Origin of the sequence: Streptomyces sp. NPDC050528 (genome assembly GCF_044457795.1) — a bacterium.
In the GTDB taxonomy this organism is placed as follows: domain Bacteria; phylum Actinomycetota; class Actinomycetes; order Streptomycetales; family Streptomycetaceae; genus Streptomyces.
In genome coordinates, this window is sequence record NZ_JBITHH010000012.1 from 177,292 (window position 1) to 192,270 (window position 14,979).

14 protein-coding genes are annotated in these 14,979 nt (G+C 70.5%); 7 read left to right on the forward strand and 7 right to left on the reverse strand.

Annotated features, from left to right (window positions below; all coding sequences use genetic code 11):
• Positions 1–36: 36 nt before the first annotated feature.
• From ACIBK4_RS36135 to ACIBK4_RS36160, 6 genes are all read left to right on the forward strand, one after another.
• The gene (locus ACIBK4_RS36135) at positions 37–819 is read left to right on the forward strand and encodes an SDR family oxidoreductase (protein WP_399001759.1); all 783 of its coding nucleotides are present in this window, start codon (positions 37–39) and stop codon (positions 817–819) included.
• On the forward strand, positions 819–1,322 hold the full coding sequence (locus tag ACIBK4_RS36140) for a cupin domain-containing protein (RefSeq protein ID WP_399001761.1): 504 nt from the start codon (positions 819–821) through the stop codon (positions 1,320–1,322). The genes ACIBK4_RS36135 and ACIBK4_RS36140 overlap by 1 nt, the downstream gene beginning before the upstream one ends.
• A complete protein-coding gene (locus tag ACIBK4_RS36145; RefSeq protein ID WP_399001764.1) occupies positions 1,319–2,197 on the forward strand; it encodes an alpha/beta fold hydrolase in 879 nt (292 codons plus the stop codon). Before ACIBK4_RS36140 ends, ACIBK4_RS36145 begins: the two co-directional genes overlap by 4 nt.
• Entirely contained in the window at positions 2,194–3,129 is a 936-nt protein-coding gene (locus ACIBK4_RS36150) for a 2,3-dihydroxyphenylpropionate 1,2-dioxygenase (RefSeq protein WP_399001766.1), read from the forward strand. The genes ACIBK4_RS36145 and ACIBK4_RS36150 overlap by 4 nt, the downstream gene beginning before the upstream one ends.
• A gap of 131 nt (positions 3,130–3,260) precedes the next feature.
• Positions 3,261–3,623, forward strand: coding sequence for a nuclear transport factor 2 family protein (locus tag ACIBK4_RS36155; protein ID WP_399001769.1), 363 nt, complete (start codon positions 3,261–3,263; stop codon positions 3,621–3,623).
• Positions 3,624–3,915: 292 nt separating this feature from the next.
• Positions 3,916–5,934, forward strand: coding sequence for an ATP-binding protein (locus ACIBK4_RS36160; RefSeq protein ID WP_399001771.1), 2,019 nt, complete (start codon positions 3,916–3,918; stop codon positions 5,932–5,934).
• Positions 5,935–5,948: 14 nt separating this feature from the next.
• On the opposite strand, the gene ACIBK4_RS36165 is transcribed toward ACIBK4_RS36160, so the two are convergent.
• From ACIBK4_RS36165 to ACIBK4_RS36195, 7 genes are all read right to left on the reverse strand, one after another.
• Positions 5,949–6,266, reverse strand: a complete 318-nt coding sequence (locus ACIBK4_RS36165; RefSeq protein ID WP_399001773.1) for a hypothetical protein — start codon at positions 6,264–6,266, stop codon at positions 5,949–5,951.
• Between the two features lie 74 nt (positions 6,267–6,340).
• A complete protein-coding gene (locus ACIBK4_RS36170; RefSeq protein ID WP_399001775.1) occupies positions 6,341–6,721 on the reverse strand; it encodes a hypothetical protein in 381 nt (126 codons plus the stop codon).
• A gap of 155 nt (positions 6,722–6,876) precedes the next feature.
• A complete protein-coding gene (locus ACIBK4_RS36175; protein ID WP_399001777.1) occupies positions 6,877–7,509 on the reverse strand; it encodes a LysE family translocator in 633 nt (210 codons plus the stop codon).
• A complete protein-coding gene (locus tag ACIBK4_RS36180) occupies positions 7,506–9,215 on the reverse strand; it encodes an FAD-binding protein (RefSeq protein WP_399001779.1) in 1,710 nt (569 codons plus the stop codon). Before ACIBK4_RS36180 ends, ACIBK4_RS36175 begins: the two co-directional genes overlap by 4 nt.
• 121 nt (positions 9,216–9,336) lie before the next feature.
• Positions 9,337–11,019, reverse strand: coding sequence for a B12-binding domain-containing radical SAM protein (locus ACIBK4_RS36185; protein WP_399001781.1), 1,683 nt, complete (start codon positions 11,017–11,019; stop codon positions 9,337–9,339).
• Positions 11,020–11,318: 299 nt separating this feature from the next.
• Entirely contained in the window at positions 11,319–11,999 is a 681-nt protein-coding gene (locus ACIBK4_RS36190) for a response regulator (RefSeq protein WP_399001783.1), read from the reverse strand.
• On the reverse strand, positions 11,996–13,183 hold the full coding sequence (locus tag ACIBK4_RS36195; protein ID WP_399001785.1) for a sensor histidine kinase: 1,188 nt from the start codon (positions 13,181–13,183) through the stop codon (positions 11,996–11,998). The genes ACIBK4_RS36190 and ACIBK4_RS36195 overlap by 4 nt, the downstream gene beginning before the upstream one ends.
• A 147-nt stretch (positions 13,184–13,330) precedes the next feature.
• Here ACIBK4_RS36195 and ACIBK4_RS36200 point away from each other — a divergent pair, with 147 nt between their 5' ends.
• Entirely contained in the window at positions 13,331–14,935 is a 1,605-nt protein-coding gene (locus ACIBK4_RS36200) for a multicopper oxidase family protein (RefSeq protein WP_399001787.1), read from the forward strand.
• The last annotated feature ends 44 nt before the right edge of the window (positions 14,936–14,979 follow it).

A 14,979-nucleotide genomic window follows, 5' to 3' on the forward strand; every position in this document is an offset into this window, starting at 1 on the left:
GCGGACAGGGCGCGGACTCAGGAGGATGCCAACATCATGCGGACAGCATTGGTCGGCGGCGGCGCGAGCGGTATCGGGCACGCGATCGCCGAGCGTCTGGCGGTTTCGGGCGACCGGGTGGTGATCACCGGCCGGCGCGCCGACGTCCTCGAAGCGGCGGCCGCCCGGCTCGCCGACACCGTGGCCGACGGCCCGGAGCACGACGTGCACGCCCTGGTGAGCGACATGGCCGATCCGGCCTCGGCCGCAGCGGCGATGAAGGAGGTCGACGAGCGGTACGGCGGCCTCGACGTGCTCGTGCTCAACGCCGGCGGTCCGCCGCCCGGGGGGATCCTCGATCTCGACGACGCGCTGTGGCGGGAGGCGACCGAGCTGTTGTTGCTGGGCCCGCTGCGGCTGGCGCGGCTTGCGATGCCGGGCATGGCGAAGCGGGGCTTCGGGCGGGTGGTGTTCGTGACATCTACGGCGGTACGGCAGCCGCAGCCCGACCTGGCCGCCTCCGTGGTGCTGCGTTCCGCGGTCACGGCGGCGGCCAAGCTGCTCTCCCGCGAGTTCGCGGCGGCGGGTGTGACCGTCAACTGCGTTGCCCCGGGCGCCACTTCGACCGAGCGGCGCACGCAGATCCTCGCCAACCGGGCACGTGCAGCGCAGCGCGGCTTCGACGAACTCGACGCGCAGGACCTCGCGCACATTCCGGCCGGGCGGGCCGCGCGGCCGGCGGAGATCGCGGCCGCCGTGGCGTTCCTGGCCTCCGACGAGGCGGCATACATCAACGGGACCGTGCTCACGGTCGACGGCGGAAGGACGGAGACGATCTGATGGCGGAATCAGGATCCCGCTTCACCATGGCCGATTTCCTCGGCTCGATCCACGACACCGTGCGGCCCGGTACGGCACGGCCGGTCGTCGTGCACGCCGACCAGCTCCAGCCGCTGCCTGCCGACCAGGTGCACAACCCGACCGTGCTGGCGATCGCCGGGCTGCTGCCGACGGCCAGCTTCGAGCTCTTCCGGCAGACCATCCCGGCGGGGCTGAGCTCGGACATGCAGCGCCACCATCACGAGACGGTGCACTTCGTCATCAGCGGGCGCGGCCACAGCGAGATCGAGGACGACACCGAACCCTGGGCCACCGGCGACTTCATCTACACCCCGCCCTGGACCTGGCACCGCCACTACAACGACTCGGACACCGAGCCGGTCGAGTTCCTCACCATCGAGAACTCCCGTCTGCTGAGCCTGCTGGGCGTCGGCCGCCGGCAGAGCGCGGGTCTGGTCACGGTCGCGGAAGCCCGCGCACGATTCAAGGAGGAGCAGGCATGAACCCGTTGCCCGCCCACATCGGCATCTGGGGCGAACTGTCCGACGTGGAGCACGAGTTGCGCTTCGTCGACGTCGGAGGCGTCCGCACGCGGGTCCTGCGCGCGGGGTCCGGCCCCGAGCTGATCCTGCTGCACGGCACCGGCGGACACCTGGAGGCCTACGCCCGGGACATCGCCGGGCTCGCCGCCGACTTCCGGGTCACCGCGTACGACATGGTCGGCCATGGCTGGTCCGACCTGCCGGACCGGCCGTACACGATCGACGTGCTCTCCGATCATCTCCTGGGCCTGATGGCCGAGTTGGGGATCGACTCGGCGCATCTGTCCGGCGAATCGCTCGGCGGCTGGGTGACCGCGTGGACCGCGGCCCACCACCCCGAGCGTGTCGAACGGCTCGTGCTCAACACCCCCGGGAACATCGCCAACAAGCCCGAGGTGATGGTCAAGATGCGCGAGAGCACCCTGGCCGCCGTCCGGGACCCGAGCGACGAAACCGTGCGCCGCCGCGTCGAGTTCCTCTTCCACGACACGTCGATGGTCACCGACGAGTTGGTGAACCTACGGCGTGCGGTCTACGGCCGCCCCGGCTTCCTGCGCGCGATCGAGAACACGCTGGTGGTCCAAGACCCGGAGGTACGGAAGGAGTTCGCGTGGGACCCGGCCTGGGTCGGCCAAGTCACCGCGCCCACGCTGCTGTTGTGGACCGACCACGACCCGACCGGCGGACTCGACGAGGCGGCGATGCTCCAGAGCTGGCTGCCGGACGCCCGCCTGCATGTCATCGAGGACGCGGGCCACTGGCCGCAGTGGGAGAAGCCGGACCAATTCCTGCGCGCCCACCGTGACTTCCTCCTCCTCGGCAAGGACCCGGTATGAGCGAGATCCTCGGCCTGGTCGCCCTGTCCCACTCCCCCTTCGCCACCCTGCTGCCGCCCGAGGGCCCCGAGCAGCCCGGCGGTCGGTTTCTCGCCGAGGCGGCCCGGCTCTCCCGGACGGTCGCCCGGCTCGCGCCCGACGCGGTCGTGGTCATCGGCCCCGACCACTTCCACGCGAACTTCTACGACGCGATGCCGCCGTTCCTCATCGGCGTCGAACACGCCGTAGGATTCGGCGACTTCGGCAGCCGGCCGGGTCCCCTGCCCGTCGCCGGCGACCTGGCCTGGTCCGTGTACGACGGGCTCACCCACGCGGGCTTCGACCTGTCGCTGTCGTACGCGCTGACCGTCGACCACGGGCTCGTACAGAGTTACGAGATGGTGTGCGGCGGCACCGACGTCCCGATGGTGCCGCTCGTCGTCAACACCGCCGCTCCCCCGCTGCCCACCATGGAACGCTGCATCGGCTTCGGCCGGGCGCTCGGCGACGCCCTGCGCGACAACGGCGCCGCCGGGCGGGTGCTGGTCATCGCGAGCGGTGGCCTCTCCCACTGGCTGCCCAGCAACGACCCGCGCGATCCCGCGATGGCCGAGGACCGCCGCCACTCGGTGATCCACGGCCGCGAGGACGCCCAAGCCTTCGCCGCCGCGCGCGAACCCCGGGTCCGGGCGATGGGCGGCGACCCGCACGCCCATGTCAACAGCGCGTGGGACCGCTGGTTCCTCAAGCAGTTGGGGACCGGGGAGTCCGAGCCGATCGCGGCCCTCGGCGACGCGGGGTTGGAGGAGCAGGCGGGCAGTGGCGGGCACGAGATCCGTACGTGGCTGATCGGACAGGCGGCGGTCCGGGCGCCGTTGGTGTGGAGCGCGTACGAGCCGGTTCCGGAGTGGATCACCGGGATGGGGATCGGCGCGACCTTCGGGGTGGAGTGAGGTGCCCGGTTCGGCGACGAAGTCGCGAGCGGGTACCAACTGGGCGCCGGGCAGGCCGAGTTGGGCCCGCCCGGCCGGGACGCCTGACCTAAGATCAACACGCCGGAAGTGGAGCAACGAAAGGAAGCCGTGTGTCCGCGTTCCCCGACAACCTGTGCAAGGCGATCTCGACCCATGATCTCGAAGCGCTGGTCGCCTGCTTCACCGAGGACTACCGCTGCGACATGCCGACCCACCCGGCGCGGAGTTTCGTGGGCCAGGACGTCGTACGCAAGAACTGGACCGGCCTCTTCGCCCGCGTCCCGGACATCGAGGCGCGCGCCCTGCGGTCCGTGCAGGACGGTGACGTCGTCTGGAGCGAGTGGGAGATGGCGGGCACCGCTGTCGACGACACTCCCTTTCTGGTGAGGGGCGTGGTCGTCGCGCACACCGAGGGCGACCGGGTCGCGCAGGCGAACTTCTATCTGGACCCGGTCGAGCGGGACGGTGCGTGAACTGCCCGCCGGTCAGCGGAAGATGGAGGGATCACGCTCCGAAAATCCGTGCCCGCATCCGTACGTCTCAGCGACTGCCGAGCCGTTCCGCCTGACGCAACGGCCGTTCACCGGAGTCCGTCGAGGGCCCGCCGAATCGATACACCCGCCACGGCACTTCACCCCATCGGCCACAGGAACCGCCCGATCGAACAGTCGCCAGTTCCGATCAGTTGCGACCGTTTCCGTTGAGGGGGTTTAGGCCGTCCTCCGGGCCGTGCAGGATGGGACCGTGTTAGGCAACCTCCCAGTGATGACGACCAGCTTTGTCGGCCGCGACAGCGAAGTCGACACAGTCAAAACGGCGTTGGCGCGGCAGCGGTGCGTCACGCTCACCGGTGGTGGCGGGGTCGGGAAGAGCCGGCTGGCGCTGCGCGTCGCGGAGCAGGTCCGGGGGCAGTACGCCGACGGGGTCTGGTGGGTCGACCTGTCCAACCTCTACGACGACCGGTTGTTCACCGCGACGGTGTGCGACGCGGTCGATCTCCTGGACCACAATCCGCGCGCCCCCGTCGAGGCGTTGTGCGAGTGGCTGACCGGTCGGCAGATCCTGCTCGTGTTCGACTGCTGCGAGCGCGTGTTGGCCTCCTGTCTGCTGCTGGTGAGCGAACTCCTCGCCGCCGCACCGCAGTTGACCGTGCTCGCCACCAGCAGACAGGCCATCGGGGTCCGGGGTGAGCGCCGTGTCGAGGTGGCTCCGCTCTCCGTGGACGAGGGTGGGGACGGGGACGCCGTACGGCTGTTCCGGGAGCGCTGTGCCACGGCCGCGCCCGCGGTGTCCCTCGACTCCGCCGGTTCCGCCGAGGCCGTCGCCGCCATCTGCCGCCGTCTTGAGGGAATTCCCCTCGCGGTCGAACTCGCCTGCGCGCGGCTGCGGGAGAGCAGCCTCACGGAGATCGCCGAGCGGCTCGGCTCGCGGCTGGACACGCTCGTGGACGAAACGGTGTGGCCCCGGCGGCACCGGGCCCTGCGTACGGCGATCGGCTGGAGCCATGAACTGTGCTCGCCGCTCGAACGGTTGCTGTGGGCGAGGCTCTCCGTGTTCCGCGGTCCCCTCGAAACGGCCGACGCGCAGTCCGTCTGCGCGGGCGGCCCGCTCGACGCCGACGACATCCCCTGGCTGCTTGAGCGGCTGGTCGACCAGTCCGTCCTCCAACAGGCGGGCACCCGCTACCGGATGCTCGACACGCTGTGCGAGTACGGCGCCATGTGGCTCGCGGAGCTCGGTGAGGAGAACGTCCTCGCCCGGCTCCATGCCGAACACTTCGCCGCCATGCTGGGCGAGGCCGAGGCCGGCTGGCTCAGTGACCGGCAGGTCGCCTGGTACGCGCGCATCTCGGCGACCCACGCCGACGTGCGCGCCGCACTCGACCATCTCATCGAGACGGATCCCGACGCCGCCGTCGAAATGGCCGGCCGTACGGGCCTGTTCTGGCCCTGCTGCGGGCATCTCCACGAATCCCGCGACTATCTCGAACGCGTCCTCGCCCTCGACACCCCCAAGGGCCCGTCCCGCACCCGCGCACAGTGGGCCCTGGGGATCACGCTCACCCTCCAGGGCGATCACCGGACCGCCCTGCGCGTCGGCGAGGAATGCACCGAGGCGGCGCGCGAGGACGGCACCCCGCAGTCCGAGCTCTTCGCCGCCCACACGCTCGGCCTGACCCACCTCATGGCCGGCCGCCCCGAGGCCGCGTACGACGTGTGCGACCACGCGCTGATCAGCCACGGCACGTCACCGCCGTCGGGCGCGCCCCAACTGTGCTGCATGGTGATCAGGACCTTCGCCCACTCCGCGCTGGGCCGCCTGGCCGAGGCCTACGAAGCGGCCGTCTCCCTGCGCCGCCTGAGCGTCCGGTACGGCGAGCACTGGGCACGGTCGTACGCGTTCCACCAACTCGCCTTCATAGACCTCCTCCAGGGCCGCGCGCACGACGCCGAACTGCACGCCCGGGCCATGCTCGCCAGCAAGCACAACCTCAACGACAACCTCGGCATCGCCCTCGCCCTCGACCTCCTCACCGGGGCGAACGCGGTCCAGGGCAACGGCATCGCGGCCGCGCGCACATCCGGCACCGGCAACACGTTCTGGCGCATGCTCGGCCACCCGAACCACGGCACACCCGAACTCTCCGAGGTCCGCGACCAGTGGGAACTGCAGGCCCGCAAGTCGGTCGGGGACGACGCCTACGACAAGGCCTTCACCAACGCCCTGAACGACGACGCGGAACAGGGCCTCGCCCTCGTGATGCAGGGCCCCCTTCCCTCCTGACCCGCGCCGACGGCTCAGGAGGGGCTTTCCAGGGGGCCGTCTCCCTGGTCGCCGGGCGGCGCGGAAGACGACCTGAAGGCCTCGGCGATCGTCGCGTACTGGGTCGCGAGGTGCAGGTCGGGCCCGCCCAGGGTGTCCGCAGCCTTGACCTGGGCCTCGTAGAGGAAGAACCTGGCTCGCTCCAGGCAGAAGGCGCGGACCTGCGCGTCGCTCATGTTGAGGACGTCCGCGCCCTGGTAGCGGAACACGCCGATGACGTCCTCGGTCCGGGGCAGATCAGCGGCCCCGCTCGGCTGTCGCGATCGTTCCCAAGGCCGTTTGTCCTGTGCCATGCGGACCCCCTCTTCCGCGGAACATCATGGCAGGGCGGAAACGGCCTCGGGAATCGCGACCCCCTGAATACGGGTCAGGCGTAGCAGTGCGAGCCGGTGTCGATGCGGATGCCGGTCACGTTGCCGTAGCCCCGGTGGTACAGGGAGCCCTGGCGTCCCGGTTCGGCGCAGCTGGTGTAGCCGCTGCTGTAGAGGAAGTACGCGGCGCCGTAGTGCCGGGCGTTGTAGACGTAGGTGACGTCGGTGCGGCTGAAGGTCTGCCAGTAGGGCGTGACGTCCTTGTAGGCGCCCACCATGACCTCGTGGGCCTCGTACACGCAGACGTAGGGATTCCGGCATCCGCCGAGCGATGACGGCGCCGCGTGGGCTGCCGTTCCGGTGGCCAGGGTCGACCCGATGAGCAGAGTGGCCGACGCGCACAGCACGGCGAGCCGTTGCGTAAGACGATGACGCATGTTCTTCTCCCCCTTGTTGGACGAACGACGAGCACATCAGTGGCCGGTCGCCAACAGGAGGGCGTGCGGGGGTGGTTCGGAGGTGTGTGCACGGGGTGCGACCGCCCCTGCGCCCTTCTGCACGCCCGCGCCGTGCGGAAGGTGTTGACGGTTCGTCACGCCTGCGACTGGTCCGTCGCCAGCAGCAGGGCGAGCGTGCCGAGCGCGGCTCCCGTGACGTACCGCTGTACCCGCAGCCAGGCGGGGCGCGCGGCGAGGAAGTTCGAGAGCGTGCCTGCGGCCATGATGATGACCAGGTTCGCGCACACGCTCACGGCGACCTGGATGCCGCCGAAGGCGAAGCCCTGGAGCAGGACATGGCCCGCCCGGGTGTCCACGAACTGCGGGATCAGGGAGAGGTACAGCAGGGCGATCTTGGGGTTGAGGAGGTTCGTGACCAGGCCCATGACGAAGAGGCGGCGGGTGGAGGTGTCCGCCATCTCGCGCGGGGCGAAGACGGACGCGCCGTCGGATCGGAAGGCCTGCCAGGCGAGCCAGCCCAGATAGGCGGCGCCCGCGATCTTGAAGGACGTGTACAGCACGGGGACGGTTCTCAGCACGGCCATCAGCCCGAGGTTCGTCACCACCACGAAGACCAGGGCGCCGACGGCGACCCCGCCCAGCGACACCACCCCGGCGCGGCGGCCCTGGGCGATGCTCCGCGAGACCATGTACATCATGTTCGGTCCGGGGGTGATCACGACGCCGAGGGATATCGCGGCCACGCTGATCCCGTTGCCCAGGTTCACCGTCGGTGCTCCGCGCCGGCGTCGGAAGGCCGGGCTCCACCCCGGCGAACGGGCTTCCAGGCGAGTTTCCCGGAGTCGTGCACGACGGCGTTGCCCGTGATGTCAGCGGCCGTCGAGGGAAAGTCCTCGCGGTAGTGCGCCCCGCGCGACTCCTCGCGGAGCAGCGCGGCCTCGACGATCAGCCGGGAGGCCAGCAGGAGGTTCTCCAGGTCCAGACACGTCTGTACCTGGCCCGCGGCCCGGGGCCCCGAGGCGATGTCCAGCCTCTCCCTGCGCTCCTCCAGCGCCGCGACCGTGTCGGTCATCGCCAGGAGGTCACGGGCCGTACGGATCGGACCGGCCTTCAAGTACATCTCCCGCCGCAGGAGTTGGAGCAGGGCCTCGGGGCAGGCGCCGTCCGGGGAGACGTCCATGCGGTAGGGCCCGGTGACCCGGATGTGCTCTTCCTTCAGTCCCGTACCGCCGCCGGGGGCCGCCGCGTGCCGACCGGCGATGCGGCCGAAGACGAGGGCTTCCGACAGGCCGTTCCCGCCGAGGCGGTTGGCGCCGTGGGCGCCGCCCGCGGTCTCGCCCGCGGCGTACAGGCCGGCGATCGTGGTGCGGGCCGTGCTGTCGATGCGAAGTCCGCCCATCAGGAAATGAGCGGTGGGGCGTACGCCGAACACCGACGCGTCCGCCGAACCGAATCCGGGCCTGATCAGACAGAGACGTTCGTACAGGGCCGGATAGCGCTCCGGTACGACCTGCGCGCAGGCACCGAGATCGAGCCGGACCGTCGCGTCCGGGAAACCGCGCCCCTCCATGATCTCGCGGTACGCACCGCGCGACACCTTGTCCCGGGTGGCCTGTTCGCCCAGCGGGTCGTACCGCACCATGAACCGCTCACCGTCACGGTTGAGCAGGGTCGCGCCGTCGAACCGTACGGCTTCCTCGACCGGCATTCCGTCGTACGTCGGTACGTCCGAGGCGAGCCCGGTGGGATGGAACTGGACGTACTCCATGTCGATGGCCTCGGCACCGGCCCGCAGGCCGAGGGCGAGACCGTCGCAGGTCTTGTCCGTGGAGGCGGCGGACGGTGCGTACATCGAGGTGCCGCCGCCGTCCGCGAGGATCACGGAGTCCGCGGCGATCTCCAGGACTTCGAGGCTCTCGACGGACAGCACCCGGAGTCCTCGTACGGCTCCGTCGGCGTCGAGAAGGACGTCCGTGGCCCGCAGTCCGGAATGGACCTCGACGCGGCCTTCCTGGACGAGTCGTGCCAGTCGTCCGCCGAGCACACGCTGGATGTGGAAGCCGAGCCGGTCCTCCAGATGGACGGCACGGGGCGCGCCGTTGCCGCCGAACGGGCGGGTGGCGAAACGGCCGTCACCGCCCTTCTCGAACCGTAGCCCGAGGCCTTCCAGCCAGTCCACCAGGCCCAACGCGCCCTCGCAGAGCGTCCGGACGATGTCCTCGTCGCCCGCGTACGCACCGCCCGCCAGGGTGTCCTCGATGTGGGCCGCGACGCTGTCGTCCGGCGCGACGGCCGCGTTGAAGGCATGGGTCTTCCAGGTGCACCCGCCGGCCGAGGACCAGCGGTGCCGGGCATGCTCGTAGACGGCCTTCGTGACGAGTACGACGTGTGCGCCCTCGGCGGCGGCCTCGATGGCGGCGGCCAGTCCCGCGCCACCGGCGCCGACGACGATCACACGAGGGGCTCGCGACACGGGTACGGACTTCAGCCGAGCCGTGTTCGCCGTCGTCGCCCCCTTCGCCCGCGACGTCCTCGTCCGCGTCCTGTTCCTCTTCATCAGTCCCCCGTGCTTTTCCGAATGTCCGTCGCTCGTGTCAGAGCCGGGCGCAGATCTCGTCGAGCAGTCGTCGCTCGGCCGCCTCGTCGTCGTCGACTCCGCCGAGCATGTAGCCGCCGAACTTCATGTGTCCGCGCTCCCGGCCGAGGGCGATCACGCCCCGGCCGATATCGGCGATCGCGGCTTCCACGTCGGCGAGTTCGACCTCTGTGTTCTCGTGGACGTACAGCTCGGTGAGGCGCCGGGCCGGAATGATCTCGCCGTGCGCGGCACGCACTTCGGGATGGGATCGGAAGCTCTCCCAGTACATGCGCGAGCCCGGGATGACACCGGGCGCCGCGACCGAGACCGTGGTGATGGTGTCCCGATAGGTCTCCGCGAGGGAGAGCCAGGAGTCGACCTCTTCGTGGAGTTGCTTCCGGGTGGTGCCGGGCAGTCCGAGGATGCCCGAGGCGTAGATCTTGTAGTCGAGTTCCTGGGCCAGTTCGAGCGCCTCGTAGACGCGGTCGGGTCCTTTGTTGATGCCCTTGGAGTCACCCTTGAGGAGTTTCGGGTCGAAGGCCTCCAGGCCGACGTTCCACGTGCGGACGAATCCCTGGCACAGCTTGGCCGACTGGAGGAACTCGAAGACCAGGCCGTAGGCGAGGAGGAACCGGTGGTCCCGGAGAACCGGTGAGGCGGCGCAGCGTTCGGCGAGTTCGTCGAGGTAGCCGATGTCACCGGACCACTGCGCCCGGGAGAACCCGAGGGTGGAGTCCCCGGCGGCGTAGACATTGGCGCCGAGGCCGCCGACCGCCGTTTCGAGTGCGGGAACGATCGTGTCCATCCGGGCGAATTTCGGTGTGAGCCCCTGGATCGAGCAGTGTTTGCACCGGCGTCCCGGACGCGTTCCCCAAGTGCAGCCCGCGTCCAGAGGGAGCGTCACCATGCGCTTCAGCTCGTAGTGATGCGCGTACCAGACGTCGAACGCCTTGTCGTAGTACCGCTCCAGTTGATCCTCGATGAGTGTGTAGTCGGGGAGCATGCGGCGGTCGAGCGGATAGGTGGGAGCGGGCTGGTTCACGACCCGGAGGTGTTCGCGATAGGCGAGGGAAGGGACACGTTTCAGGTCCAGTTGCCCTCGTAACGCGTACAGGAGGCCGAGCATGGTGAAGGGGCCGTTGTTGCCGGTGCTGACGAAATCGACGAGCCGGTGGCCGTAGTGGCCGGTGAGTATTTCGCGATGGAGGATTCCCGCGTGGTCGTTGCCGAACACGACGACCGCGTCCGGGTTCACGCGCTTGATCTCCGCGGCGACGATGAAGGCCCACAGTGCGGTGGCGGTGTAGACGGTGAACGCCGCCACGTCCGGCGGGTCCGCGGCGATGGCGGCCCGTACGTCGTCCCACGGGACATGGCTCAAGTCCAGGTATTTCCAGGAGAGTTCGGGGAGGTACCGCTCCTGGTAGGTGATCATCTCGACCAGACCGGAGTGGGGGTAGACCGTCCCCTCGTTCCGGTACCGCTCCTGGCCGTCGACGCCGTCCACGAGGGCACCGCCGCCGGAGTGCCCACCGCGGTGGGCTGAGGTGAGCGGCAGGGCGAAGTACCAGACGGACAGGTCAGCGGAGGCGGACCCCGAACCGGGGTCGGGGCCGGTGCCGCCCGGCGGAGGGAACACCCACTGGAACCGTCCATCGACGCCGACGACTTCCTCCACCGGCTCCAAGCCCATCTCCACGACGTCTCCCACCACAGTCGGTACCAGGAGCGCCCCAGCGTCATCGCCACCTGCCGGCCCTGTCACGCGTGGTTCCGCTGAGCGGACCGGCCACCGAGGGGTTGCCCCACCCGCGCATCGGGCCCGCCACCGGTTCCTTCGACAGCGGGGAACGGCACCGCTCGTGATAGCCCCCGGGGCCCTCGACTCCCGCCGCGGATCGCGCCCTTGCGGGTTTCCGGCCGGACACGAGGCGCCGTGATGTCAGGTGTTCTCGCAGGCCTTGGCCTCGCACTCCGCGACCTGGACCTGCCCCACGGTCACACGACGGGAAGGTCGCCGGGGCTCACCAAGCCGCTCCGGTAGGCGAGGACGACCAGTTGGGCGCGGTCGCGGGCACCCAGTTTCATCATCGCCCGGTTGATGTGGGTCTTGGCGGTCAGTGGAGAGACGTACAACCGCTCCCCTATCTCGTCGTTGGAGAGCCCGGCGGCGACCAGGGCCATGATCTCGCGCTCCCGCTCGGTGAGTGCGTCGAGCTGGACCGGGCTGGGCAGCGGGCCCGGGGTCGGCTGGGACAGGAAGCGCGCGATGAGGCCGCGGGTGGCCTTGGGCGAGAGCAGGGCCTCCCCTCGGGCGACGACACGCACGGCTTCCTGGAGGTCGGCCGGTTCGACGCTCTTGCTGAGGAATCCGCTCGCGCCGGCGTGGAGCGCGCGCAGGACGTTCTCGTCGAGTTCGAAGGTGGTGAGGATCAACACCCGTACCCCGGCGAGGTCTTCGTCGGCGGTGATCAGCCGGGTCGCCTCGATGCCGTCGAGGTCCGGCATCCGGATGTCCATGAGGATCACGTCGGCGCGGGTGCTGCCGGCGAGTTCGACCGCCTCGCGGCCGGTCGTCGCCTCGCCGACCACCTCCAGGTCCGGCGCACCGTCGACGAGGACCCGGAACCCGGCCCGGATGAGTGTCTGGTCGTCGGCGAGCAGCACTCTGATCGTCACGTGGAGGTGTCCTGTCGGTCGAGTGCGGCGGGAAGGAAGGCGTCGACGGTGAACCGGCCGTCGTCACGCCCGGTGCGGACGCGCCCGCCGACCGAACTGACCCGTTCACGCAGGCCGATGAGGCCGTGGCCGCAGCCGTCGGCCTCCGGGACCGGGCGGCCGGCGGCGTTCTCGACCATGATGCCGAGACCGGCCGGGGTGTAGTCGAGCAGCAGCCGGGCCGCCGGTTCACTGCCGTGTTTGTGGGCGTTGGTGAGGGATTCCTGGACGATGCGGTAGGCGGCGAGGTCGACCGCGGAGGGCAGGGGGCGCGCCTCGCCCTCCTGCCGGTGCTCCACCCGCAGGCCGACTGCGGCCAGCGAGTCCAGCATCGCCGTGAGCCGGCTCAGTCCCGGCGGGGGCTCGGCCGTGGAGGCGTGCTCGGCGTCCTGCTCCTCGGAGCGCAACACGTCCAGCACGGTGGAGAGTTCGGCGAGTACGGTGCGCGTGGCATGCCGGACGTGGGCCAGTGCCTCCTCGGCGGCGTCGGGCCGCTCACGCAGCAGATGGGCGGCGACGCCGACCTGCACGTTGATGACGGCGATGTGGTGGGCGACGACGTCGTGCAGGTCACGGGCGATGCGCAGCCGCTCCTCCACGACCCGGCGGCGGGCCTCCTCGTCGCGGCTGTGCTCGGCCTGCCGGGCCCGTACCTCGACGGCATCCAGGTTGGCCAGGCGGATGCGGGTGGCGTCGCCGACGACGACGGCCAGGGCGCCCCACACGACGATCGCGGCGTTCTGCGGATCGGTCCAGGATCGGCCGGCGCCGATGACGACCGCGACGTACACGGTCACGATGGTGACGGCGCCCGTCACCACGGCGGTCCTCCGGTCGGTCCGGGAGGCGACCGTGTACGTACAGATCACGTTCGCGGCGAGCAACGGGCCGACGAGGGCAGCGTGCAGATTGAACGCCGCGCTCACCGCGGTCACCGCCCCGAAGACCGGCAGCGGCCACCTGCGCCGGGCGGCGATCAGCGCGAACGCGAGCGCACTCGCGGCCAGATCTTCCCCACGCAGCGGGCGCCCGGCGCGGACCGCGAGCAGGATCACGGTGACGACCAGAAGGCCGAAGGCCACGTCCACGGCCTGCGGGTGGGACGTGACGCGGCCTCGGATGCGGGACAACCGGTAGTCAGCCATGGGCCGCACGGTATCGGAGGGCCGGCCACGGCCACGTCGTCCAGCCACGGTACGGGCCCCCGTGACCGTATACCGCGTCCGCAGTACGGCGGATCCACCGCGTCCGGACGACGTGGACGACGGACCGTGTCACCCATCGTCTGCGCCATGACCGAACCACCTGGACCCGAGCGCCGACGCCTTCTCCGCACCATGGCCGCACTCACCGGCGCCGTGACACTGGGGACGGCGGCCGGGTGCAAGTCGCCGGGATCGGACGCGGCCGCCGCAGGCACGACGGGCGCCGAATTCGGCGGCCGTACGCTCACCTCCGCCGCCGCGTCACCGAAGCCGTTCACCACGCCGCTGCCGCTTCCCCCGGTGAAGCGGCCGTCGCGGAGCACCGCGGACACGGACTTCTACGACCTCACCGCGCGGGAGGCGAGCGTGGAGATCCTGCCCGGACTGCGCACGACGATCATGGGCTACGACGGGATCTTCCCGGGGCCGACGATCGCGGCGCGCCGCGGTCGCAGGACCGTGCTGCACTACCGCAACCAGCTCGCCGTACCGACCGTCGTGCATCTGCACGGCGGGCACACCCCGCCGGAGAGCGACGGTTTCCCGACCGACCTCGTACTGCCCGCCACCGGCAGCGCGGCCTTCGCGGCGCAGGCCGTCGGCGGTACCGCCAGTACCGGCACCCGCGACTACACCTATCCGCTCGACCAGCGGGCCGCGACGCTCTGGTACCACGACCACCGGATGGGCTTCACCGGTCCCCAGGTCTGGCGCGGGCTGGCCGGGTTCATGCTGCTGAGCGACGACGAGGAAGCGGCCCTGCCGCTGCCGCGCGGGGACCGGGACATCCCGTTGATGATCGCGGACCGCGCCTTCGACGCGGACGGCGCGTTCCGCTACCCCGCCATGGATCCGGACCTGAAGAGCATGCCCGGCGTCGACGCCGACCACATGGCGGGCGCGGCCGGTGACGTGATCCTCGTGAACGGGGCGCCCTGGCCGGAGTTGGAGGTCGACGCGGTCCGCCACCGGTTCCGCCTCCTCAACGCCTCCAACGCCCGCCGTTACGAACTCGCCCTCGACCCGGTACCCCCGGGCGGCCCGTCGTTCACTCAAATAGGCTCGGACCAGGGGCTGTTGGCGGCTCCGCTACGGCACACCACCCTCCCGATAGCACCGGCCGAACGGTTCGACGTGATCGTCGACTTCTCCCGCTACCCGGTCGGAACCCGGGTGACGCTCACCAACAGGGCGGGCAGCGGCGGCACTTCACGGGTCATGCGGTTCGTCGTCGCGCGCAGGGCGACCGACGACAGCCGGATCCCGGCCCAACTCTCCGCCGTCGAGGCCCTGTCGACGGCCTCCGCGAGGACCCGGCCGTGGATGTTCCGCAAGGGCAAGGTCACCACCATGGGCACGGGCGCGGCGGGTTGGGTCGTCAACGGCCGCGCGTTCGACCCGCGCCGCATCGACGCTTCCCCCCGCCTCGGCGAGGTGGAGATCTGGCGCCTGGCCACCGACGCCTACCACCCCGTGCACATCCACCTCTCGCCCTTCCAGGTGCTCTCCCGCAACGGCGGACCGCTCGGTCCCGGCGACCACGGGTGGAAGGACACCATCGACCTCCGGCCCAAGCAGTACGCCGACGTCGCGATCCGCTTCGAGGACCACGCCGGCCGCTACCTCCTGCACTGCCACAACCTCGAACACGAGGACATGGCGATGATGGCCGCTTTCCGGACCACCCCCTGAACCGCCCACCGAGCGAACCGCCGACAAGGAACAAGAGGAGCAAC